Annotated in this window: 11 protein-coding genes and 1 tRNA gene; 7 read left to right on the top strand and 5 right to left on the bottom strand. The window is 36.3% G+C overall.

Annotation, left to right across the window (positions count from 1 at the left end):
• Positions 1 to 27 precede the first annotated feature (27 nt).
• The 4 genes from CGC48_RS04900 to CGC48_RS04885 all read left to right on the top strand — a co-directional run bounded on the left by CGC48_RS04900 (position 28) and on the right by CGC48_RS04885 (position 16907).
• The gene (locus CGC48_RS04900; RefSeq protein ID WP_098028685.1) at positions 28 to 15216 is read left to right on the top strand and encodes a T9SS type B sorting domain-containing protein; all 15189 of its coding nucleotides are present in this window, start codon (positions 28 to 30) and stop codon (positions 15214 to 15216) included.
• Positions 15217 to 15385: 169 nt separating this feature from the next.
• Complete coding sequence (gene gcvH / locus CGC48_RS04895; protein WP_098028684.1) at positions 15386 to 15766, top strand: glycine cleavage system protein GcvH; 381 nt, start codon at positions 15386 to 15388, stop codon at positions 15764 to 15766.
• On the top strand, positions 15759 to 16142 hold the full coding sequence (locus CGC48_RS04890; RefSeq protein ID WP_098028683.1) for a VanZ family protein: 384 nt from the start codon (positions 15759 to 15761) through the stop codon (positions 16140 to 16142). The genes gcvH and CGC48_RS04890 overlap by 8 nt, the downstream gene beginning before the upstream one ends.
• A 42-nt stretch (positions 16143 to 16184) precedes the next feature.
• The gene (locus tag CGC48_RS04885) at positions 16185 to 16907 is read left to right on the top strand and encodes an energy transducer TonB (protein ID WP_018279801.1); all 723 of its coding nucleotides are present in this window, start codon (positions 16185 to 16187) and stop codon (positions 16905 to 16907) included.
• 49 nt (positions 16908 to 16956) lie between these two features.
• Here the strand turns inward: CGC48_RS04885 and CGC48_RS04880 are convergent, their stop codons facing one another.
• Positions 16957 to 17928, bottom strand: coding sequence for a glycoside hydrolase family 130 protein (locus CGC48_RS04880; RefSeq protein ID WP_041990641.1), 972 nt, complete (start codon positions 17926 to 17928; stop codon positions 16957 to 16959).
• Between the two features lie 49 nt (positions 17929 to 17977).
• A complete protein-coding gene (locus CGC48_RS04875; RefSeq protein WP_098028682.1) occupies positions 17978 to 19105 on the bottom strand; it encodes a DegT/DnrJ/EryC1/StrS family aminotransferase in 1128 nt (375 codons plus the stop codon).
• Between the two features lie 125 nt (positions 19106 to 19230).
• Between CGC48_RS04875 and CGC48_RS04870 the strand changes: the two genes are divergently transcribed.
• Together CGC48_RS04870 and CGC48_RS04865 are read left to right on the top strand one after the other, a co-directional pair.
• Positions 19231 to 20472 carry a 3-deoxy-D-manno-octulosonic acid transferase gene (locus tag CGC48_RS04870; RefSeq protein ID WP_098028681.1) on the top strand — a complete coding sequence of 414 codons (1242 nt, stop codon included), beginning with the start codon at positions 19231 to 19233 and terminating at the stop codon, positions 20470 to 20472.
• Positions 20473 to 20600: 128 nt separating this feature from the next.
• Positions 20601 to 20674: transfer RNA gene (locus tag CGC48_RS04865), tRNA-Asn, on the top strand.
• A gap of 213 nt (positions 20675 to 20887) precedes the next feature.
• On the opposite strand, the gene CGC48_RS04860 is transcribed toward CGC48_RS04865, so the two are convergent.
• The 3 genes from CGC48_RS04860 to CGC48_RS04850 all read right to left on the bottom strand — a co-directional run bounded on the left by CGC48_RS04860 (position 20888) and on the right by CGC48_RS04850 (position 24142).
• Positions 20888 to 21670 carry a hypothetical protein gene (locus tag CGC48_RS04860; RefSeq protein WP_157909867.1) on the bottom strand — a complete coding sequence of 261 codons (783 nt, stop codon included), beginning with the start codon at positions 21668 to 21670 and terminating at the stop codon, positions 20888 to 20890.
• 264 nt (positions 21671 to 21934) lie between these two features.
• Positions 21935 to 22936, bottom strand: coding sequence for a GTPase ObgE (obgE, locus tag CGC48_RS04855; protein WP_098028679.1), 1002 nt, complete (start codon positions 22934 to 22936; stop codon positions 21935 to 21937).
• Between the two features lie 87 nt (positions 22937 to 23023).
• Complete coding sequence (locus tag CGC48_RS04850; protein ID WP_018279796.1) at positions 23024 to 24142, bottom strand: adenylate kinase; 1119 nt, start codon at positions 24140 to 24142, stop codon at positions 23024 to 23026.
• Positions 24143 to 24241: 99 nt separating this feature from the next.
• Between CGC48_RS04850 and CGC48_RS04845 the strand changes: the two genes are divergently transcribed.
• Positions 24242 to 25708 (top strand): lipopolysaccharide biosynthesis protein, encoded by a 1467-nt coding sequence (locus tag CGC48_RS04845; protein ID WP_098028678.1) that lies wholly within the window; start codon positions 24242 to 24244, stop codon positions 25706 to 25708.
• The last annotated feature ends 40 nt before the right edge of the window (positions 25709 to 25748 follow it).

Genomic DNA, 25748 nt, shown 5'->3' with positions numbered 1-25748 from the left:
AATCACAGATACTTATATTTTAATAAAATGGAAGTAGATACAAAAACTAAAAATAAATCAACGTTTATGAAAAAGGCAGTTTTTATCTTATACGTTGCACTATTAACAGTGTGTAACATAGAGAAACTATCAGCTCAAAATCACATTCCTTTTGTACCACATCGCTATCAAGAGACGGTGAAAGGGGATATGTTACTAATAGGTAACTCTATTTTAAATGTTAGTGACCGTGGGTATGGACATACTAATCCGAATTTACCTTACAGAGGTAACCACGGGCATAATGCTTATATAAACTTGGATTATATCAATATTGATAATGACCCAAGTACATTTAATTCAAGTGCAGCAAGTATTAAAAGTCCTAATCCACGTACATCTTGTTTGAAGGTGAAAAAAGCTTACCTATATTGGGCGTCTACTTATACTAATGGCTTGATAAATACTCAGAGAAATCCAAGATTGGAGAAAAGTAAATTTGGTCAAGTGAAGTTCAAAACACCTAGTAGACCTTATGTTGATTTAACAGGAATAGAAGTCTATAATGGGGGACATACATTAAGTTCTAATAATTGGACTGATAGTAGCTCTCATCAACGTGGGTATGTTTATGTGGCAGATGTAACTCAGTATTTACAGATAGAGGCTAATAACAGAAACGGTGCTTTTGATGGAGAGTATATGGTAGCTAATATAATGGCTCCAAAAGGAAAAGAAGATACTGGAGTTGGTTATGCAGCAGGTTGGACTCTTATCGTTATTTATGAAGACCAAACCTTATCAAGTAGACATATCACTTTGTTTGATGGTTTTTCTGTTTTGAATAATGGCAACCCTGATATAGATATTCCCATAACAGGTTTTCAGACTATACCTTCAGGAAATGTGAATGCGAAATTTGCTTTTGCAGCGTTGGAGGGAGAATTAGGCATACAGGGTGATGCTCTGAGAATTAAAAGTCCTTCAAGTCCAGCTGGAGTTTTGATAGATGCACCAGGTAGGAGAAGCTCAAGGGGAGCAAACTTCTTTAATAGTCAAATAACTGATGTTAATGGTGCAAATTTGGATCGCCGTCCAGCGAGTACGAATTTGTTAGGATTTGATGCTGGAATTTTACAAGTACCTAATCCAAGAAATTCTCTTATTAGAAATAACTCTTCTTCTGCAACAATATCACCTTCAACAGCAAATGATGCCTACTATCCTTTTATGATGGCGTTCAATGTTGAGGTAATCGCTCCAGTAATTGATTTAGAAAAGAGAGTGTTCAAGGTCACTTCCAATTCCGATGTTACAGGAGGAATGGTAGAATTAGGTGACAAACTACGTTATGAAATACAATTCCGAAATTCTGGAAATGACGATGCTAAAGATTTAGTAATTACAGATAAACTTCCTAAGAATTTGCTTTATAACAATGTAGCGTCATCAGTGAAATTATCTTGGAAATCATCAGCTACACAACCAACAGACTATGAATATAATGCAGCAACACACGAAATAAAATTTAAAGTTCCTTCAAGCATAATTAAAAAAGGACAAAAAGATTGGCATAAAATAAGTTTCGAGGTACAAGTGCCACCACATTGTGATGATTTACGTGATGCTTGTTCTAACGAAATATCAAATATTGTTCACGCCAAATATTTTGGAGTTCAAAATAATTCCAAAGATGGATTTACGGCAGAAAGTGTCGCCTCGCACAAGGATTGTGAAGGAAATCTGCAAGGACCTTCTAATTTCATTGCAAATTTAGGGACCTGTGTAAGTAAAACCAAACGAACCCTTTGTGAGAAAACTCTTGATTTAGTAGCAGGAGCTAATTTCGACACTTACACTTGGACAAAAGATGGGGCTCCTATCGGAGGAAATAATCAAAAACTAACAGTAACTTCATCAGGTACATATCGTGTACTTAAGAAAAAAGCAGGTTGTGCTGATATGGTTGAAGAAATTACTGTGGAGCTTCACGACAATGCACTCAAAACGAATCCTATTAATCCGTTTGCTTCAGAGGTTTTCAAATGTGGAAATGACAATACAGATTATCCTCAGATATACCTTTGTGGAACATCCGCTTCAAAACTTTTAACTTTGAACGTTACTGAGGCTTTGAGTTACAAATGGGAAAAAAGAAATGAAAATTGTACAGTGCCAATAACACATCCTGTGGAATGTCCCGTTAGAGATAACTATGGATGTTCGTGGTCGCAAGTACATACAGGTAGAAATTATAATGTTTCAGATCCAGGGGATTATCGTGTAGAAATTACTTATGATGGAGGTTGTGTTGCAGTTTTTTATTTTAAAGTAACAAAAACATTGCTTACTCCTACTTTGCAGGTAAGGGATATTATTTGTGATACTCAAGCGAAAATTATTGTAACACATCCAGCCAATGGATATGAGTATGCATTGCGAGGCAGTAATGGAACTATTGTTCGTAACTATCAAAATAGTAATACGTTTGATAATATTACATCTCCTGATTCGTACACTGTATTGATACGACAAAAATTGGTTTCTGGTGCTACATACCAGCCTTGTATATTCGAAGCACCAGCCTCTATTGTACAAAAGACACCAAAACTTTCTGTAGATACAACTCCTTTGGCTTGTGAAAATACCAAAGGTACGTTACGAGTTCAGGTAATAGATGCATACCCTCAATATACATATACAATCAGAAAAGGCAATGCTTCTGGGGCTGTTGTGAAAACACTCCCTGCAACAGACGTTTCAGATGTTACATTTGATGGTTTAGATGATGGAGAATACCATATTGAAGTAAAAACTCCTGATTGTAAACTTGAAGAAACTAAGCGAATTGGGAAAATACCTCCATTACAAGCCAGAGTGACAGTTAAAAGTCATTTGATGTGTAATGGTGAGGGAATTGTACGTGTTGATGCTTGGGATGGTACTCCTGGTAGAAGTTACGCTTATAGCATTGATGGTGGTAACACCTACGTTTATAACTACACAGGAGCATTTTACGAGTTTGTTGTATCCAATCCAGGAACTTATACAATAAAAGTATTAGATGCTAATAACTGTGAAGTAGAGGTTACATCAGAGGCTGTAAGAGCTGCCACGCCGCCTACATTTACCATTGTAGATAAATTGACTGATTGTGGTGCTAAAGGAACTATCGAATTTACGAACGTAACAAATCCTGAAAACTATCAAATAAAATATAGTATTGATGGAGGACTTACAAGCCAATTAGGGACAAAATTTGTCGGTTTAACACCTGAGGAAACTTATACACCAACATTAATTTATGGTAATGGTTCAGTTGATTGCACTGTTTCACGTACAATAACATTGCCTCCTGCTGCTACCGGAAGAGTAATTGCCTCTGCAGGTGTTTCTGAATTAATAGGTTGTGGTACGGGGGATAATGTAGATAAAGCTCGAGTTCGTATAACCAACGTTAGGGGGGGTACTGGTAATTACCAGTATAGCTTTGATGGAGGTGTTACTTGGGGAACTGAAAAAGAAAAATGGTTGTTGCCAGGTACATATACCATTGTTGTACGTGATGAGGTGGATTGTGAATTCAGAACACAAGTTGTGGTAGACCCAAGACCTGTGAATCCCGTATTCACACACAATGTAACCTACAATTGTGATGGTACAGGAAACATAAGTATCAGTAGTAATCAGGGAACGTACTCCTATACATACGAGATAGGAGGAGTTACTACGACTACTTCAACTTTTCCAAATTTGCGACCAGGCACCTACAAAATTAAAGTCAAATACGCTGATCCATCCACACCAATTCGTCACGAGTTATTTACTGAAGATTTTGGGATAGGAGCAGGTAAATTCAAAACTCCTTATATCAACGGAAAATACTTCTTTGAGCCTCAGACTAGAGACAGAAACTTTGATGGAGGAAAATATGCCTCAGATTTTCAAGAAGTTGGAGGAACGTTGCGAATTCTCAATGGGCTAGGGTATCCAGAAGCTTTCGGATATCATCAAGACTTGAATATGAATGATGGTGAGTATATTGTTACAGACCGATTAGATCCTAATATAGGTGCTTGGCATCGTCCTAATGACCATACAGGACATCCAAAGGGTAGAATGTTGTTTGTCAATGTTGGTGATGTTTTAGGAACAGAAGGAGGTATTCTTTACCAGCGAGAAATGAATGATGTAATGCCTAATCAACCTATTCAATTTTCAATAGCAGCTTTCAACCTTATTAATGCAAGAGGATCAAATCCTAATGCGTATGATCCTGATTTAACGATAGAACTTTATACTAGTGAGGCGGATATCTTATTGAGAAATCCAGTTATTAGTCAACATATAGGTTCACCTCCAAAAAGTACCAGTCCGAATGATTGGAGAAAGTATTCTCTTTCTCTTAATTATCAAGGAACTAGTACTAAATTGTACGCTGTAATTCGTTCAGGAAATTTGGAAACTAATGGTAACGATGTGGTTATTGATGACATTTACCTTTACCAATTACCAAGAATTTGCTCTTTTGATGAAGAATTAACTGTAATCATTGAGTCAGGTAAAGAATTTGGTGTAATAGAAAATACTGAGAGAGTAATGGATATCCTTTGTAATGATGCAAACAATGGAACATATCAAATTACACTTAAGAATACAGATGCCTCTGGGTATTGGGTATCTAAAGATGGAGGTGCTTTCGTAAAAGAAACAGTTAATCCATTTGTTTGGAATAATATTTCTGGAGGAACTCATAATGTTATTTTCCGTTATGGAGAGAATACTACTCATTGTGAGGTGTCTCGTACTTTCACAGTTAATAATCCTTCACAAATACAAGTACAACCTATACCAGATTTAACATTAGGCTGTAGTCCTGCTTCAGTAAGTGTAAACATTTCAGCTACAGGCGGAATTGGAGCTTTGAAGTATCAAGTAAAACAACCAGATGGAGTTATTCTTACACAAAATTCTCCTGAATTTGTGCTAAATCAGGTAGGAGCTCACGAACTTACAGTAACAGATGCGAATAATTGTTCTGTAGCTGTAACATTTAACGTGGTTCAGGCACCAACGCTTACAGTGACAGCTGCTAATACATCAGAATACTGCGTGAAGGGGTCTACTCCAGCAAGAATAGACGTAGTAGTAACTTCAGGTACACCTCCGTTTACATATTCAATCAATGGCACAGTAAGAGCAACTACGAATGATGCGACATACTCTTTTGCAAACTTGCAACCAGGCGCGTATACTATCAAGGTTGTTGATAAATATGGTTGTGAGGGTACATTGAATGAGACTATTGAGCCAGAACTTAAGATAAATAATGCTACAGTTGAAAAAGAGATTACTTGTGATGTAGCTCCAGCAAACAAAGGAAGAATAAAAGCTTCAGTTGCAGGGGGTTACCCGCCTTACAGGTACACAGTTAAAAAAGGTACCGATATAGTAGTAGCAGAGACAGCTGTAATAGGTACAGAAATTGTATTTGAAACAGAAGAGGCAGGAATTTATACTATTGAGGTCAAAGATAGCAAAAACTGTTATGCTTTTGTTCAAAAAGAATTAATAGCACCAGAAAATCCTAAGATAACATTTACTAAAGTAGATGTAAAATGTCACGGAGAGAATACAGGTTCTATAGTTATAACCACTACAGGTGGAACACCTCCTTACAGATATTTTGTTAATGCAGTAGATAGGGGAACACAAAATGAGTTTAATAATTTGGCTGCTGGTGAGTACACCATTGTTGTTCGCGATGCTAAAAACTGTGAGGTTGCTGAAAAAGTAAATATTATTCAGCCAGATGCTCCGTTAACGATTAGTCATACTATTAAAAAGTTGATAAGTTGCAATCCAGTTGAAGATAAGGCAGAGGTTGAATACACCGTAACAGGAGGAACTCCTTTCTATAATGATAATCAAGGAGGAACTAATTATCGTACTGGTGCAAGAACCATTAAGTTGGGGGTTGGTACTCACAACATTATTGTAACAGATGCCAACGGATGTCAAGTACAACAAACGATTGTAGTTCCACAGAGACCTACCCCACCAACGGTAAATGCTACCCCATCTATTACATACAATTGTGATGGTACAGGAAACTTCACCATAACTGCTACACCAAATACGTATGATTATACATACACACTTGGTACAGAAAGCAATCAAACAGGAGTGTTTAATAATATTGCTGTAGGAACACATCAAATAACAATTCAATATAAGGAGAAAAATCCTGTTCAAGGAGCTGAGGATTGTGGTTACACAATGACAACTACAGTGGTTGTTGAACCTGGTAAAGAATTTAGAGCTAATGTAATTAATGTTAAACCAGCAACTTGTAATGGAGTAGGTGATGGTCAAATTACCTTAAATGTGGAAAATTTTGGAGCTGGTTACACATACACTATTGATGGTGGAGCTACACAGAACGGAAATTCAGCTACATTGCAAACTCCAGCAAATTTAGCTGTCGGAGTTCATACCATTACCTTAAATCTTGATACTTGTTCGCTAACCTTTACAGAAACAATAACTCAACCTGATGCTTTGGTAGTTACACCAACAATCACCATACCTGCAAAATGTAGCAATGGAGAGAAAGCAACCGTTAGTTTAGAAGTGAGCGGTGGTACAGCACCTTACACGTATGTTTATGGTTCATTACCTCCTCAAAATACAAATGTATTTACACAAGTATCAGTTGGTTCACAAACATTTAAGGTAATAGATAAAAATGGTTGTGAGAAAGATGTAAGAATAAATGTTGATGCACCAAAAAGAATAGCTTTCACAGCGACAGCTACGGCTTGTTACTCAGGCAATAATGACGCTGAGATTGTAGTGACTGTTACTGACGGAAACGGAGATTATCGCTTCAGTATCAACAACGGAGCTTGGCAAACGCCTTCTGCAGCAACTCCTTTGACATATACATTTACAGGATTGCCTTCCTCAGCAGGTGCAGGACATATCATTCGTGTAGAAGATGCTTTTGGGTGTCAAGCTACACAAAACGTACAGATACACCCAGCGTTGATAGTCACCACTAAAGAAACTCCTAAAAATTGTAACAACGGAAGAATAGAAGTTACAGCCACAGGAGGTAGTGGAACATATGAATTTGCAGTGGTTCAAGCTGGAACAGTTCCTACTTATACTTCAAGTGCAAGTCCATATAGCCAAAGCATAGTTGTTGCAGGAACTTATGACGTGTACGTAAAATCAGCGGAATGTGTGTATTCCAAAACAGTAACTATTGGACAGGCTCCAGAGGTAGGCTTTACAGCAACGGCGAAACAACCTAATTGCCACGGCTATAAAGGAAGTATTGAGCTTACCAATATTGTGGGGGATGCTCCATATACGTTGAACTTGTACAACCAAACAACGCCTACAGTGCCAGTAGTACCTGCAGTACAAAATTATATCAACACATCATATGAATTTTCAGATGTGGCTGTGGGTACATACATTGTAGAGGTTACAGACAGATACAGTTGTGTTCATACTAAAACAGTTACACTAACTGAAAAACCAGCATTGACAGCAACAATAACGTTGAAAACTACTGGTTGTATCACAGCAGGAATGCCAGTTGAGTTAGATTTAACAATAGCTCAAGCCTTAATTGATGCTTATACAGCATTAGGTTACAAAATTGAGTATAGTACAGATGGAACGAATTGGACACAAATTACTAATGTAGTTACAACCATTACGGGTAAAAAAGTGGGAGAGAGCTTTACACCTTCATTGCGTGTTATTAATACAGCCAACAATATTATTTGTTTACAAGCACTGCCACAATATACAGTACCATATCCACTAAGTGAGTTAGCAGTGGCAACCGATTTGAAAACGAAGTTTGCAGGAAGCTGTACACCAGGAGGATTTACTGTTGAAGTAACAGCCTCTGGAGGGGTGGAACCGTACACATTTACTATGGATGACCCTGCAGGACCATCTCCAAATTGGCAATCATCAAATGTAACTGGGCAACCAAATAAATATGAGTTTACAGGTCTTACACCAGGAAGAAGTTATGTATTCTATGTAAAAGATAGTCGAGGATGTATACAGCAAAATGAACACAACATTTATGAGGGCTATATTCCACCAGTAAAAGTGGTTGGTAATGTAAAACCAATTTGTTTTGATGCCAATACAGGTTCTATTGACTTTGTTATTAGCAGAACAGCTACATCAACCACAACTGCAACGCAGTTTGATTGGGTTGTAAAAAGTGGCACAACTACTATTACTTTTGGTGTAGGAGAGACTATGCCTACAGCAGGTAATTCGGTATCGCTCAATGTTCCAAACTTGCCAATAGGCACATACTATATGGAGATTACCGAGAAAAACCCTGATACAGGTTGTGTATGGGCAAGTCTTGATGTACAAATGTACAAACAGGCAGACTTGCAAGGAACTCCAGAGGTAAAACGTGACGTCACTTGTGCTTTGCCAGGGCTTATCGAAATCAAAAATCCACACGGAGGAGGAGGCACTTATACCTTTGAGCTTACAAGTGTTGCCTTTACAAGACCAATTACAACAAATAATACTGTTGTTGAAGTACCTGTAGCAAATGTTAGTACAACAGCACCATCAATTACTGTAAGGGTAACAATGATTGATCAGCACGGTTGTAGAAAAGATTTAGGAGAGGTAACGATGCCTGTTGAAAAATCTGCTCCTGTAGTTACAGCAAAACCTGATAGTTGTGAAGAACCATTGTCTATAACAGCAGAATATACGCCTGTAGTAGGTAGAAATTACGAGTTTGCTATACAGCAAGGTACAGGTGCTTGGAGTGCTTGGCAAAAAGACCCTAAATTTACAAACCTTGTAGGTGGTCAGCAGTATAAAGTAAGACTTATTGACAGAGTTACAGGTTGTGAGTCTGAAAGTCGAGAAGTTACTTTGCTTACTAAAATTAAAGGAGAGGTAAAACAAACTAAATTATTAGGTTGTGGACAAAATGCTGAGATTGAAATCAATGCTAGTGAGGGTTCAGGAACATACCAGTATGAAGTCACTGGTGCGGGTAATGTTTCACGACAAGATTTGCCTACAGCAACGTATAATTACACAGTTTCGGCAGCAGGAACTTATATCATTAAGCTATGGGATAAAGATGCAAGTGCAGCTACTTGTCCGCCACTAACATTCACTGTAACAGTTGCTGCCCCAGTGTATCCAGCCTTTACAGCAAGTACAGTTTCTGCGACTTGTAACGGAGTTTCTGACGGAAAAATCTTAATTAATGAAATTGCTACAGGAGCACCAACAGTTACATACACACTTTCAGGAGGGGCAACAGCTTCAGTTTATAATCCAACAATCAAAGGATTTGAAAATCTTGCAGGAGGTGTAACGTATGTTGTTAGAGCTACTTCTACAAATGGCTGTCATACAGAAACCACAGTAACAGTAGCACAACCAACACCAATAAATGTAGCAGCAGATTTCATAAAAGTAGACCAGTTTGCTTGTACATCAGGAAACAATCCTAATAGTGCAAAAGTTACTATTGACCCGTCTAAAGTGACAGGAGGAACGCCTCCGTACAGCTTCACTATCATTTATAATGGAACAAGAGTGAACGGAACAGAATTGATAACAAATGATTACAACGGAGGAATAGTCACTGTTGAGGTTAGAGATGCAAATGGCTGTACAACAGTTACGCCAACAGCTACCATCAATAAGTTTGATGCATTGACAGGTATTTCAATCAACATAACTCAGAATATCTCTTGTAAAGTAGGTGAAACGATTGATGTTTTAGTAACATCGGTTGAGAATAATACGTTAAAATTTGAATATGCACAAAGTGCTACAACTCCTGATGCTACAACCATTTGGCAACCATCAAGGACATTTACAAATCTTGCAGCGGGAACATATACCTTCTGGGTGCGTCATAAAGAAACAGGCTGTATGCTTTCAGTGGTCCACACTATAAGAGATCCAAAAACGTTTGTCATTGACGAGCCAACAATTACACCTGCAAGATGTAAAGGTGAATCAGGAAGTGCTGTATTTAATATTCACGATGCCACATACACAGGTCAGTACAACTGGGTGGTGTTAGGTACACCTTCTGTAACAGGTAATAGAATGGGTTCAGGAACTATAACAGCGAATATTGGAGCAGGAACACATACATTACGCGTAACACAAGCTGCACATCCAGAGTGTTCTAAGGAATATGTGTTCACTATTACCGAACCAGATGTTGCCTTAACAGCAAATCATACATCAAAGCAAATTACTTGTACAGGAAATGATGGTGTTATTGAAGTAATAAACGTAACAGGAGGCTGGGGCGATTACAAATATAGCATCACTCCTGATCCAAATTCAGTAGGGCAAACTACGAATCCTGTGTTTGCTAACTTATCTGCAAATACATACGAGGTGACAATTACAGATAAACAAGGTTGTGAGTATAAGATACCAAATATTGTGTTATCAAATCCTACACCTATAGTACCTGTACTTAGTGTCGAAACACAGAATTGTGTGGCAGGTTCAGGAGTTATTAAAGTAACTGCTTCGGGAGGTGAAGGTAAAAATTACAGCTTCCAATTGATAAGAAATGGAGTAAATTTGGGAGCTCCTGTTCCAGGAGACGCAACAAATTCTGCTACATTTGCTAATTTGTCGGCAGGAGATTATACCGTTAGAGTTACAGATACTTGGAATTGTAATGCTGTTACAAATACGCCAGTAACACTTTATGAGCCTATTACAAACCCGAACGTAACTATAGATAAAGAAATTACGTGTGATGCTAATCCTCACACAGGAGCAAATGTTACAATAAAACATCAAGGAGGAAATTCAGGAAATATTACCTATGTGGTAACGGCTCCATCAGGTACGTCTGTATCACAAAATAATAACCCTGTATTTACTAACTTGAATGAAGTAGGAACTTACAACGTGAGAATTACTGATAATGCAACAGGTTGTCCGACAGTGGATGCTAGATTTGAGCTTACAGCTACTATTCCGGTTGCATTTACACATACGCAAACGAATGTGAGTTGTAACGGAGGAACAGATGGTTCGTTTGTGATAAGTTTGGATAACACACAAACACAATTGGATTACAGGATTGAGGTAACAAGTACTGTGGCAGGTTTCGTTACAAAACAAGAAACTGTGAAAGTTACGCCATCATCGCATACTTTCAAAGATTTGAAACAAGGAGCTTACGTGGTGGTGGTTTCATCAGCGAGAGGTTGTGTCCAAACGGAAACGATAACCATTACAGAACCAGCGTTACTAACTCTTACAGCAGCTGTAACCACTGAGTTTGCTTGTGATGCTACATCGAACGTGCCTCAACAAGCTGTTATAAAAGCCACAGTTAATGGAGGAACAGCTCCATATCGTTATAGCATTGATGGAGTTAATTTTGATAATACCACAGGAGAATTCAGTATTGCTGATACGGGTGCTATCCAAAACATCACAATCACAGTAAAAGATGCTAATGGATGTGATGCGACCGCACCAGTTGTTTTAAATCCGTTGCCAAAAATAACTAATGTGGCAATTGATAAGAAGGCACTTACTTGTGCAAATCCTGAAGAGGTGAAAATTAAGATAACAGGAGCAGGTGCTACAGGTTATCGAATTGAAGGAACAACATCTGTGGCAGGTGCAACGATTAACCCAACAAGCCATACGTTACCAGCAGGAACATCTGAAGCGATCTTCAATTTATCAGCCCCAGGACAATATGAGTTCAAGGTAATTGATACACAAACAGGATGTTATACTATTGTAACGCATATTGTGAATGCGTACGACCAGATGAAAGTATCTGCAACACTTGGAAAACAAATTTCTTGTTCAGGAAATGCAGATGCAGAGATTAAGCTCGAAACGGTGGATTACATAGGAAGCTTCACTTGGGAGGTACTTAATGCTATAACATTAACACCTTTAACCCCAGCTAAAAACGGAACTGTTAATTCACCAGTGTTTGGAGTACCAGTGGTAACTACTATCACAGGATTACCAGCGGGAGATTATGTGGTGAAAATCAAACAGAATGCGACACCTTTCTGTGAAATTACATCGCCAATTGTGCAAATAGCAAATCCAACAGCGTTGGTAGTAACATCAACCCTTGCAAATCCACTTACTTGTAATGGTAATGATGCAGTGTTAGTAGTTGAAGCCAAAGGAGGTTGGGGCGATTACCAATATCGTTTGGAGAAAAATGGAGCAGCTCACCCAACTTATGGGGCGTATGCTACTACATCAACATTTGCTAATTTAGACGCAGGTAATTACAAAGTTTGGGCAAAAGATAAAGGAGGTTGTGAAATATCAGCAGATATTAATATTGTAGCACCTACACCGATAAATGTAACTGCGGTTCCAAACGTAACACGATTGACCTGCTTTGGAGATAAATCGGCAAGTATTACGGCAACAGTTACACCAGCAAATGCAGGAAGTGGTAACTATAAATACATCTTATTGACAAGAACTGCGTCTGGAGTTGTTGAATCAGGAGCTCAAGATAGCCCTACATTCACAGGATTAGGAGCAGGAGAATATGCTGTAAGGGTAGTTGATGGTTGGAATTGTGATAAGGATTCAGATTTCATTACGATAACTGAACCAGCTCCAGTTAAGGTAGAAGCAATTATTTCCAGAAATATAACTTGTAAACAAGATGCGGAAATTACCTTGATAGGAACAGGAGGCTCAGGAACAGGTTATGTGTTTACTGTCGACCCATCATCTGTAGGAAGTATCACACCGTCTGGTACAGCAGGAGTTTACTTGGCTAAACCAGGAACATATGTTTTCACAGCGGTAGATGGCAATGGTTGTAAGTCAGGACCTTCAAATACAATTGAGATACATCGTGTTCAACCATTAGGATTGAATATTGATACATCTTTAGCTTATGTGAAATGTAATGGTGATAGTTCCGCTACAATTAAAGCAGAGGCTTACGGAGGTTTAGGTAATTATAACTATGAGTTATTAGATGCTACAGGTGCGTCATTTACACCACAAATCAAAAATACAGATGGTATCTTTGGAGGTTTAGCGAAAGGAACATACAATGTTAAAGTAACAAGTTTAGATTGTGAATTCACAACAGCGGTTCCTATAGTTATTAATGAAGCACCTGCATTGGTATTCACAACTGCAACAAGTACGAATGAAACTTGCTTTGGAGAAGAAGATGGTACTATTGATGTTCAAGCCGCAGGCGGAACGGGAGCGATAACATATGCGATTTCTCCACGATTAGACCGAGTGGTAACAGCTGAGTACATCAGAAGTCAGAAGTTCAAACCAGGAACATATGTAGTTATAGCACAAGATGAAAATGGTTGTACACTTGAACAGGAGTTTATAATAGCTCCAGCAAGTAAGATAGATGTGAAGTTAGTGTCAGTAACGCACGAAACTTGCTTAGGTAGCCGTGATGGAACTGCAACAATAATCATCACAGGAGGAACGCCTCCATACTATACTGCATTCAATGAAAATTCTGATACAGCAAATTGGGTGCAAGGCAAGTTGTTCTACGATAACTTACCAGCAGGAGAAAACCATACAATCTTTGTAAAAGATGCTAATGGATGTAAGGCTTACGTAATAATCCCGAAAATTGAAGCAGGAATTGACTTGCAACTAAAAGCAGAAGCAACGCCACAATGTTCAAATGATAATGTGATTAATAATCGTATCGTTGTTTCGGTAAATCCTACGTATGCAACTCAAGTAACTTACACATTAGATGGAGGAACACAACAAAGAAGTAATATCTTTGATAATGTTCCGGCAGGAGTACATACAATTACGGTTTCTCACCCTAATGGATGTAACGGAGAGGTTTCAGTAACGATGCCTAATTACGTACCACTATCGGTTGTAACAAGCACCACAGAAATAACTTGTAGTGGAGCAGATGATGCGACTATAACTATGCAAGTAACAGGCGGTTCATCAAGTTACACCTATACGATTACACCTCAGGCAGGAAACTTTGATGTGGCAACTCAGAAATTCACTTCTTTACCAGCAGGAAGTTATACAGTGATGGTGAGAGATAATGTTCTTGGTTGTGTTGTTACAGAGAGATTTAGATTTGTTAATCCAGATCCTCTCTACATAGATGCAAGTACCGTTTCTGAAACTTGTTATGGAGATAATGATGGTCAAATACGTTTTGAGATAAAAGGTGGTAAACCAACGTACAGTTATATACTAACAAATCCGCAAGGACAACAGGTTGACGTTGCAAACGGAATAACTGCAGGTCAAGTTATTACCAAAACAGGATTGGCTCCTGGTAATTACGTACTTACTTACGTTGATTTGGGTGGTGTTTGTACAAAAACTGAAACCATCACAGTAGGAGCTGCTCCAAACCTTAAACCTACAAACAAACTTGAGGTTAAATACGAGTGTACAACGAGTATACCTTCAAACTATCTTCAAGTTATCTTTGATAATGCAATTTTGAATCAAAGCAATACGTTCTATGCTTTGAATAGCACAAATATTGCAGATGCAAGACGATTTACAGAGTTTAACGGAAGCGTAGCAATTATTCGAAACTTACCATCAGGAAGTGACCAGTTTATAACTATTTTCTATAACACTTGTAGTTATACAATTCCGTTAAGTGAGTACTTCGATGTAGAAGATTTTTCACCATTAACGTTGCAAGACAAATCTGATCCAAGAAAAATGAATCAGGTCAAAGTACAAGCAAACGGAGGAAAAGCTCCATACACGTATTACTTTAACGGAAAAATGAGTAGCAGTGATGAGTATTACATTTCATCAAGTGACCCAGGACGTGTAGATGCAAACGGACGTATCATCAAACAAGTTACAGTAATGGTAATTGATGATTTAGGCTGCTCACAAACTATAACCATCGAAAAAGAATTCTTTGATATCTACATACCAAATTATTTCACACCAAATAACGATGGAAATAACGACCGTTGGAAACCTGAAAACACGAGAAGTTATCCAAATATTGAAGTCCTAATTTACGACAGATATGGTAGGCTGATAGCAACATTACGTCAGGAAGAATCTTGGGACGGAAAATACAATACACGTGATTTGCCTACGGGAGATTATTGGTACTTAGTTAAACTCAATGGAGATACTGATGGACGTGAATTCATAGGAAACTTCACACTATTCAGATAGTCAAGATGATGTTTACTAAAATAAAAACTCAGGGCTGGGAACCAAACCAGTCTTGAGTTTTTTTATTTTCCGCATAAAATTTAATTATCAGAAATTTAAAAGAATAATAATTTTGTTCTTTCAAAAAAAAATTATACTTTTGAAGTCCATTTAAAAAATTAAAAAAGTTATGAATATACCATCAGAATTAAAGTACACGAAAGACCACGAGTGGGTTCGTATCGAAGGAGACCTAGCAGTAGTTGGGATTACCGATTTCGCTCAAAAAGAATTGGGTGATATTGTTTATGTTGAGGTTGAAACAGAAGGAGAAACTCTTGATAAAGAAGAAGTTTTTGGAACTGTTGAGGCTGTAAAAACGGTTTCTGATTTGTTTTTGCCATTAAGTGGGGAAATCATTGCTTTTAACGATGTTTTGGAGCAAGAGCCTGAGAAAGTAAATTCAGACCCTTATGGCGAAGGTTGGATGATTAAAATAAAGTTTAGTGATGCTTCTGAGATAGATGCATTGCTTTCTGCCGAAGAATATACAGATTTGATAGGTGCTTAAAAAACGAAAGTTCACAATCTTATTAGGAATATGGTTCATTGTTGTGGTAACCTTGAGCCTAATGCCTGGAGATAGCACCCCTAATTTACCCCGTATCCCATACATAGATAAAATAGCACATTTTACTTTTTATTTTGTATTTACGGTTTTGTTTTTTTTAACATTAAAAAATGAATGTAAGTGTGTTAAAAAAATACCTTATATTTATATTATTTCGGCATTGTTTGCTTTTTTATTAGGAATTAGTATAGAGTTGTTGCAAAAAACAATAACAACTACAAGAAGCGGAGATATATACGACGTTTTTTTCAACTCCTTTGGCACAATTGTTGCTTTGGTTTTTGTGACAATCATTAATAAAAAAGCTTTTAATTAATGTTAAAGAAATGTTTAGTAACCTTTTAAAAAGATTTAAGTTATGCAACCTAAAAAGAACCCAAAAGCAGATTTAACCAAAAATAGTGGACTATTTTTTGCTATCGGTTTTGCATTGGTTTCAGCTTTATCCTATGCAGGATTTGAGTTGAAATCTTATGACAAGCAAGTTGTTGACGATCGAAAAACAGATGTTGACAAGTTACTTGATGAAGAACAAGAAGAAATCGTGTTGGAAAATATTACGCCACCACCTCCACCACCTCCACCACCTGCAGTAGTACAAGAGGTAGAAATCGTTGAAAATGAGAAAGAAATAGAAGAAACTATCATTCAAGACACTGAGGTTAAGAAAGATGAAGTTATCGAAGTTTCTCAAATTCAAGAGGTTGTTGAAGAACCAGAAGAGGTTGACGTTCCTTTTACAATTATTGAGGACAAACCGATGTTCGAAAATTGTAAAGACGTGGCAAAAGACAAACAGTTTGATTGCTTTAAACAGAATTTGGACAAACACGTACAAAAGAACTTCACTTACCCACAAGCTGCAGCAGAGATGGGAATTCAAGGAAGGGTGAATGTTCACTTCCGTATTAATAAAGATGGAAGTATAACTATCATAGGAGTTCGTGGACCAGATAAAATGCTGGAAGCAGAAGCTCGTAGAATTATAGAGAAGTTGCCAAAACTTATTCCAGGTAAACAACGTGGAAAACCAACATCAGTAACATTCTCTTATCCAATTAATTTCAAGTTAAACTCATAATAAAAAAAGCCAACCCTTAAGGTTGGCTTTTTTATTTTCTATTTGATTTTTACAAACTATTGTTTTTAGTAAATTCAATAATTTCTGAAATACGACCGAAAGCTACACCAACTACCGTATCGGCAGCCCCATAGTAAACAGCTACTTTATCTTCTTCAATAGAATGCAACGCTGCACAAGGAAATACAACATTCGGTACATCGCCTGTTAATTCGTAAATTTCAGCAGGAGCCAATAGATAAGGCTGTGTACGATATTTAACCTTACTTGGGTCGTTTTTATCCAAAATAGCAGCTCCCATTGAGTAGCGATATCCGTTAGCCGTTCTGATTACTCCGTGATAAAACATCAACCAACCTTCATCGGTAAGTATAGGCACTGCACCAGCACCGATTTTTAAACACTGCCAAGCACTATCTTCAAACGGAGTTACTTTCATCACACAACGATGTTCACCCCAATATTTCATATCAGGGCTGTAGCTGATATATATATCTCCGAATGGTGTATGTCCATTATCACTTGGTCGTGAAAGCATTGCGTATTTACCATCGATTTTTTCTGGGAACAGTACTCCATTTCGGTTGAAAGGCAAAAACGCATTTTCGCATTGGAAAAACTCCTTAAAATCGTATGTGTAGGCAATCCCGATAGTAGGTCCGTGATAGCCGTTACACCAAGTAACCCAATAGCGGTCTTCAATCCACGTAACGCGAGGGTCGTATTTGTAATCAGAATCAATCATTTGTGTATTTCCTGCTTTCATTACAATGGGCTCGTGATTGATTTCCCAATTGATTCCATCTTTACTAAAACCTGCAAAAATATTCATTTGTACCGCTTTGTTATCACAACGGAAAACTCCTGCAAATCCGTCTCCAAAAGGAACTACGGCACTATTAAAAATACTATTGGAAGTTGGGATATGATATCGCCCAATGATTGGATTTTGGCTGTATCGCCACATAACATCTTTGCATCCTTCAGGACGCTCTTGCCAAGGCATTTGTGTTTTACTCATAAGTTAATCTAAAAAATTAAATATCTAGAAATTTTATATTTTTATCAGTTTAATTAAAAAAGGAATTGATTATTTTGGTAATGAAATTGATTTGCTCATCATCAAGCTCGGTGTGCATAGGCAAAGAGATAACTTCATTTACCAATTGATTTGTAACTGAAAAATCTGCTTCCTTGTAACGTTTGTCAGCATAAGCTTTCTGTAAGTGTAGCGGAATTGGATAATAAATTCCGAAAGGGATATTGTTTTCAGATAAAATTTTTGCCAGTTCATCACGTTTTCCATTGGTGATTCGTAGGGTGTATTGGTGATAAACGTGGTTGTAACCTTCTGCCGTAAAAGGAGTTGTTACATTTGGGGTGTTTTTTAAGGCATTTGTGTATTTTTGTGCTGCTTCTTGGCGTTTTTTGTTGTAGGTGTTGAGGTATGGAAGTTTTGCGCGAAGTACCGCTGCTTGTAGCGAATCCAATCGGGAATTAACTCCCACCACATCGTGATGGTAACGTACGTACATTCCGTGATTTACAATTCCTCGAATGGTGTGAGCAAGGTCATCATCATTGGTAAAAATTGCTCCCCCATCTCCATAACAACCTAAATTTTTTGAAGGAAAGAATGAAGTAGCCCCTACGTGTCCGATAGTTCCTACTTTCTGTTTTTTTCCGTCCGACCACGTGAAATCAGCTCCAATGGCTTGTGCATTATCTTCAATTACAAATAAGTTATGCTCTTTTGCTATTTGCATAATAGCTTCCATATTAGCGGGTTGTCCAAATAAATGCACAGGAACGATGGCTTTTGTCTTTGGAGTAATAGCTTTCTTTATGGCTTCGATATTAATATTGAAAGTATCATCATAAACATCAACCAGAACAGGTGTAAGATTCAGTAAAGCAATTACCTCAACGGTTGCTGCAAAAGTAAAATCAGCAGTAATTACCTCATCTCCAGGTTTTAATCCAAGCCCCATCATAGCAATTTGTAAAGCATCGGTTCCGTTGGCACACGGAATTACGTGTTTCACGCCCAAATATGTTTCTAACTCTTTCTGAAAAGCGTGAACTTGTGGCCCGTTGATGAAAGCAGTACTTTCTAAAATTTCATTGAAAGCATCCTGAACCTGTTCTTTAATTTCTTGATATTGACCATTCAAGTCAACCATTTGTATTTTTTTCATACTTAATCTACTTATTTAGAAGAATTTTTGCAAAAACGCATCATTTTTGCTTTTACAAAAAATATCCCACAAAAATAAGGAAGTAATTTGAATAAATATGTATTTTCGCAAAAAATAATTTTTAGATGAAAATCGTATATACTGCCTCAATTCGTGTTGTAGGTTTTGTACTTAAATTTTTGGCATTATTCAATAAAAAACTCAAACTTTTTGTTGAGGGACGCAAAGATGTCTTCTTCTATCTTAAGGAAAAAATAGATGCAAATGAGCAATACATTTGGTTTCATACGGCTTCTTTGGGGGAGTTTGAACAAGGATTGCCAGTTATGAAAGAATTGAGGAAGAAAAATAAGATTATTGTTACATTTTTTTCTCCTTCGGGATATGAAATTCGTAAAAATAGTAAAGAAGTTGATGTAGTTGTTTATCTTCCTTTGGATACTCCCGAAAATGCGAGACGTTTTATTGAAGTTGTTCGTCCTAAGACAGCCATTTTTGTTAAGTACGATTTTTGGTATCATTATCTTTCTGAGTTGAAAAAAAATCAAATTCCAACGTATTTAATATCAGGTAATTTTCGTGAAAATCAAATATTTTTTAAATCATACGGAGGAATGATGAGAGATTGTTTACGATGTTTTAGTCATTTCTTTGTTCAAAATGAAAAATCAAAATTATTGCTGCAATCTATTGGTTTTGAAAATGTAATGGTAAGTGGTGATACACGTTTTGATAGAGTTTTGGAAATTTTGGATAGAGACAATTCCTTGGATTTTATTGAAACATTTAAGAATGATTCAATTTGTGTAGTTTTTGGAAGTTCGTGGGAAGAAGACGAGGAAATTTATCTCAGTTATGTAAATAACTCAACTGGAAATATTAAATTTATCATTGCACCACATAATATCACCCCAGAAAAAATACATTTTTTTAAACAGAAAATATCTAAAAAGATAGTGTTTTTTTCGGAAAGGCAAGGTAAGAATTTATCTGATTTTGATGTGTTCATTATTGATACGATTGGTATTTTAACAAAAGTGTACAGCTATTCGGATATTGCGTATGTGGGAGGCGGAATGGGTAAAAATGGGTTGCACAATGTGTTGGAACCAGCTGTTTTTGGTATTCCTGTGGTGATAGGGAAAAACTATGAGAAATTCAATGAGGCTAAGGCTTTAGTTGGTAGAGGAGGAGTTGTGTCTGTCACGAGCGAAGAAGAATTTAAACAGATTATGGACTTGTTAATTTCAATTCCTGAGAAGCAAGAAGAAATGGGGAAAGTTAATAAGGACTTCATCATAGAGAGTCAAGGTGCTACACAAGCCTTTATTACATTCTATGAAAATAGAAAAAATAAAGAAAAGTAGATGGCTATGTGTGCTGATTTATAGTTCATTATAAACTTTAACAAAAATTAATATTTATTTTTTTGGTAAAAGTATTGTGAAAACAAAAAATAGTTGTACATTTGCAAACGCAAAACAGAAGGTAATATTCCTCCTTAGCTCAGTTGGTTAGAGCATCTGACTGTTAATCAGAGGGTCACTGGTTCAAGTCCAGTAGGGGGAGCAAAGAAAATCAAGCACTTACAGAAATGTAGGTGCTTTTTTGTTTGTTGATTAAAAATATTTGAAACATTTGCCTTGTTGTAAAAAAGAAAGTAATGTCCTAATTTTTTTTTCTTTATGATAATCAAAGTATTGATTTGAATATTGATGTAAGTTTTTTTCCTATAAAGACTTTTCTCAAGTTTACAAGTAGTCTTTCTATGTTTGTATACAATCAACTATGTAGTTTTCTATTGATAGCCAACATAAATTTCTCAAAATCATAACTCAGCCATTCTAAATCATATCCACAATACCTATAAAAGTAATTTAAGAATGGTTGAACTTCTGAAGTTATTGGATTTTCCTTTTCAGGATCATAATTCATATATACGAATATGACAAAGCTTAAAACAGCTTTTTTATCAATTGGTTCTTTGATTCCACAGTTATTTGCATAAGAAATTAGCATGTCCCAAAAATTATCAGCTGAATCATACCATTCATATTTATTCTTCAAATGATTTATTTTCAGGTTCATCGCTAATAGCGTTTCACTCCGAATATTTCTTAAAGAGTACTCTATGAAATTCTGAACTGTAACAGATTCAAAAATCCTGTTATTTTCTAATATTTCTTTTCTACTGAAGGCAATTTCTACTTTGTCTCCAGACAAACCATAAAAATGATTGTAAATTATTGTGTCTTTCTTTATCTCATTTTCGAATCTCTTATTCAACATTGAGCTAACTATAAAATAAGAATTTAAATCAAAGTACTTTGCATTTGATAGATGATGAATGTTGAATGTTGTTGTTTTTTCATCAACTATAACTTCAACATTTGAAGGCATATTCCAATTCTTTAATTGATCCTCAGTTTTATCTTGAAGCTTTTTATCTTGACAGCTACATATAAAAATTAGAAGGGGAAAAAATATTTTCTGGATTTTATGATGTTTATTAATAATCATAAGATAGAATTTGTTTATTCTTTTCGCAAAGAGTCTCCAAAGCATATTGTTTTTTTAATATTCCTAACTATTCTGATATAGTATTTCGAACACTTTTCAGAGTTTATCTGAGATACCTTAGTGCTTTTTTAGTGTTTTATAGTTCAATCTTATTTACTCTTTTTATTGTAAATATTTCTTTGGAGGTAGGATAAATGTATTTTCAGATACTTGTGCATTTTGTTTTTAGGTAAATAGACAATCAAGGACATTTATTGCTATGAGTTACTCATTTTAAAATTAGAAAAAATAAATATTTGTGAATATTTCCTACTCATTAATCATTTTCCAAAGAGTATCTTTTAGTTGAGAAATACCTTTTCCTGAAACAGATGAGATAAACAAAAAAGGAATTCCTTTTAGAGCAGGTTTGATTTCTTTTTCAATGTCAGAAGTAAGTTCTTCGTCAAGCATATCTGATTTTGAAATAGCGATAAGTCTATCTTTATTAAGTAGTTCTGGATTATATTCTTTCAGTTCTTTTAGCAATATATGGTATTCTTCTACAATATCTTTGCTGTCAGCAGGAATGAGGAAAAGAAGCGTCGAATTTCGCTCGATATGTCGTAGGAAATAATGTCCTAACCCTTTTCCTTCTGCAGCCCCTTCAATAATACCAGGAATATCTGCTACAACAAAAGATTGAAAATCACGATATTCTACAATTCCCAAATTAGGTTTTAATGTTGTGAAAGGATAATCACCAATTTTCGGTTTGGCGGAAGTTATAACCGATAACAATGTTGATTTTCCCGCATTAGGAAAACCTACAAATCCTACATCGGCAAGAATTTTCAATTCTAACAAAAGTTCCATTTCCTCACCAGGAATGCCAGGCTGTGCATATCTTGGAGTTTGATTAGTAGCACTTCTGAAATGCCAATTCCCTAAGCCTCCTTTTCCTCCGCGTAACGCAATGACCTCCTGTTTGTCTTCTGTAATTTCAAACAGAACCTCATCAGTTAAGGCATTCTTTACGATTGTGCCTAAAGGGACCTCAAGATAAACATCTTTCCCATCAGCTCCTGTACTACGACTTGCTCCGCCACTTTCACCGTGCCCCGCTCTGAAATGTTTCTGAAACTTGAAGTGAATGAGTGTCCATAGGTTTTTATTTCCACGAACAATAATGTGTCCACCTCTTCCGCCATCTCCGCCATCAGGTCCGCCTTTAGCAACAAACTTCTCCCGATGCAAGTGCATAGAACCTTTTCCGCCATTTCCTGAGGCGACAAATACTTTTACATAATCCGTGAAATTCCCTTCAGTCATAATATTTATAGAAAATAGACAATCCCAAACCTTTGAAGAAGAAATCTCCTATCAAAAGTTTGGGTTTTTCTTAATGTTTTGTAATACTTATTTTAGATTATCGATAGCGTTAGACAAACGTGTTGTAATTTCTTCAATTGTGCCAATACCATCAATGCCGTGATATTTTCCTTGTTTTTTATAAAATTCGATAAGTGGAGCAGTTTTTTCGTTGTATTCCACGAATCGATTTCTGATTTTGCTTTCATCTTGGTCATCGGTGCGTCCGCTTACTTTTCCTCTTTCCAAAAGGCGTTGTATCAGAATTTCATCGTCGGCTTCTAAGGCTAATGTTCCGTGAATTTTCATTCCTTTTGAAGCTAAAAAATCATCTAAAGCCTCAGCTTGAGCAATAGTTCTTGGAAAACCATCAAATATAAAACCTTCAGCTTTAGGATTGTTCTCTATTTCTTGTTGTAGCATCTGGATAGTAACTTCATCAGGAACCAAATCACCTTTGTCCATATATGATTGAGCCAATTTTCCTAATTTGGTTTCGTTTTTAATGTTAAATCGGAATAAATCCCCTGTTGAAATGTGTACTAAATTGTATTTATCTTTCAAAAAAGCAGCTTGTGTACCTTTCCCAGCTCCTGGTTTCCCGAATAAAACTAAGTTTGTCATCGTTATTGAATTATTTAATTGATATATTTGAGGTAAATTTCTTCCTAATTCGTCATAATCAAGCCCATAACCAACGATAAATCGATTCGGAATAGGTTGCCCTACGTAATCTATTTTTAAATCTTTCTTGTAAGCATCTGGTTTAAAGAAAAGTGTAGCAATGCGCAATGATTTTACTTTTTTGTCGTGGAAAATGCGATAAATTTCCTCCAGAGTGTTACCCGTGTCGATAATATCTTCCAATACCACCACATCACGCCCTTCCACAGGAATATCCAATCCGATAAGCTCCACCACTTTTTCGGTAGATTGCATTCCTTGGTAAGAAGCTAATTTCACGAAAGTAATCTCGCAATCCGCTTTATAATGCCGAACAAAATCGGAAGCAAACATAAAAGCTCCATTAAGTACCGAAACAAATAGCGGACAGGTATCTTCCATATCCTTAGCCACTTCCGAAGCCATTCGCTGAATAATTTGCTGAATTTGTTCAGCTTCAATGTAAGGTTCAAATGATTTGTCGTGTATTTTTATGATTTCCATAGAAAATAAATAAAGCACAAAGGTACATTTTTTTTGTCAAGAAGCAAGATGTTTTTATCCTATTTTGTGTAGTTTTGCGGTGCGTTATATCACAAAGAAATGAGCAAACTACAAAAATTATTCAAACATACTTTTATATACGGATTAGCAACTGTACTTCCACGTGTAATATCCTTGATTCTTACTCGTTTATACGTTCAAGAATTAAATTCTACCGCAGATTTTGGAATTTATTCGGGTTTGTTTGTATATCTCATTTTGGGTAACGTGCTGCTTTCCTATGGAATGGAAACTGCTTTTTTTCGTTTTATGAATAAAGAAGAGGATAAACGCAAAGTACAATCTACAGCTCTTACTTCTTTGTTTGTCAGTTCGTTGTCTTTTTTTGTTGTAGCGTTATTTGCTCGAAATTTCATATCGGAATGGCTACAATATGATGTGAATTTAATTACCTTTTGTATTATCATTTTAACGCTTGATGCATTGGTTGTTATTCCCTTTGCACAACTCCGAAACGAAGGTAAATCACTTACATATGTTATTATAAAAATTGGAAATGTAACAGTGAATCTTTTACTGAATTTGTTTTTCTTTCTTTTATTGCCAAAATTAAAAGATAATGCTTTTTGGGATTTCTTTTATTTTGAAAATCAGGTGTATTATATATTTATTTCCAATATAATGGCAAGTTTGCTAACGCTTGTTGTGTTGTTACCAATTTATTTCAAAATTCGATTGGGTTTTTCATTCGTTTTATGGAAAAAAATGTTCCGATACGCTTTTCCCGTGTTAATTGCTGGGATTGCTTTTGCCGTGAATGAAGGCTTTGACCGTGTGTTTTTACGAATGTTGCTTCCTGTTGAAACTGCTGACAATACCATCGGAATTTATTCGGCTTGTTATAAAATGGGAGTTTTTATGACGCTATTTGTAACAGCTTATAAATTAGGAGTTGAGCCTTTCTTTTTTAGTAACGCTCAAAATAAAGATGCACCACAAACGTATGCTTTAGTGACTGAATATTTTACTATTTTCGGAGCGTTTATCTTGCTTTTTATTACGGTTTTCACAGATATTTTTAAGCTTATTTTGATAAATAACCCAGCATATTGGGAAGCGTTATGGGTTGTTCCAGTTGTTTTGTTGGCAAATCTTTGTTTGGGTATATATCATAGCCTTTCGGTTTGGTACAAGGTAACTGACAGAACTCAGTTTGGGGCGTATATTTCTATATTAGGAATGGTTATCACTATTTTGTTAAACTTTTTGCTCATTCCTGTAATAAGCTATAAGGGAGCAGCTTTGGCTACATTGGCCACCTATCTGGTTATGATGTTAGTATCATATTTTGTAGGTCAGAGAAAGTATCCAATTCCTTACAATATAAATAAAATCCTATTTTATTTAATTTTTAGCGTATTGGCCTCATTTTTTACATTCTATGTTTTTGACAGAAATATGTATGTGGGAACTTTTCTGTTGCTATTGTATATTTTTGTAGTCTTTCAAAAAGAAGCAGGAATTAGAAAAATGCTAAAAGGTTACCTAAGCAAAAAGAAAGTGTAAGATTCATCCATTTTATTAACGGAAGACACAAACAAAGTAA

Source organism: Capnocytophaga cynodegmi (assembly GCF_002302475.1).
GTDB lineage: Bacteria > Bacteroidota > Bacteroidia > Flavobacteriales > Flavobacteriaceae > Capnocytophaga > Capnocytophaga cynodegmi.
Note: the sequence above shows the minus strand (reverse complement) of the source record. Positions and strands in the feature narration are given on the sequence as shown.

Excerpts from the sequence above, each read along its gene's own strand:
- CGC48_RS04900 (WP_098028685.1), top strand. The coding sequence starts at position 28 with ATGGAAGTAGATACAAAAACTAAAAATAAATCAACGTTTATGAAAAAG.
- gcvH (WP_098028684.1), top strand. The coding sequence starts at position 15,386 with ATGAATATACCATCAGAATTAAAGTACACGAAAGACCACGAGTGGGTT.
- CGC48_RS04885 (WP_018279801.1), top strand. The coding sequence starts at position 16,185 with ATGCAACCTAAAAAGAACCCAAAAGCAGATTTAACCAAAAATAGTGGA.
- CGC48_RS04880 (WP_041990641.1), bottom strand. The coding sequence starts at position 17,928 with ATGAGTAAAACACAAATGCCTTGGCAAGAGCGTCCTGAAGGATGCAAA.
- CGC48_RS04875 (WP_098028682.1), bottom strand. The coding sequence starts at position 19,105 with ATGAAAAAAATACAAATGGTTGACTTGAATGGTCAATATCAAGAAATT.
- CGC48_RS04870 (WP_098028681.1), top strand. The coding sequence starts at position 19,231 with ATGAAAATCGTATATACTGCCTCAATTCGTGTTGTAGGTTTTGTACTT.
- CGC48_RS04860 (WP_157909867.1), bottom strand. The coding sequence starts at position 21,670 with ATGCTTTGGAGACTCTTTGCGAAAAGAATAAACAAATTCTATCTTATG.
- obgE (WP_098028679.1), bottom strand. The coding sequence starts at position 22,936 with ATGACTGAAGGGAATTTCACGGATTATGTAAAAGTATTTGTCGCCTCA.
- CGC48_RS04850 (WP_018279796.1), bottom strand. The coding sequence starts at position 24,142 with ATGGAAATCATAAAAATACACGACAAATCATTTGAACCTTACATTGAA.
- CGC48_RS04845 (WP_098028678.1), top strand. The coding sequence starts at position 24,242 with ATGAGCAAACTACAAAAATTATTCAAACATACTTTTATATACGGATTA.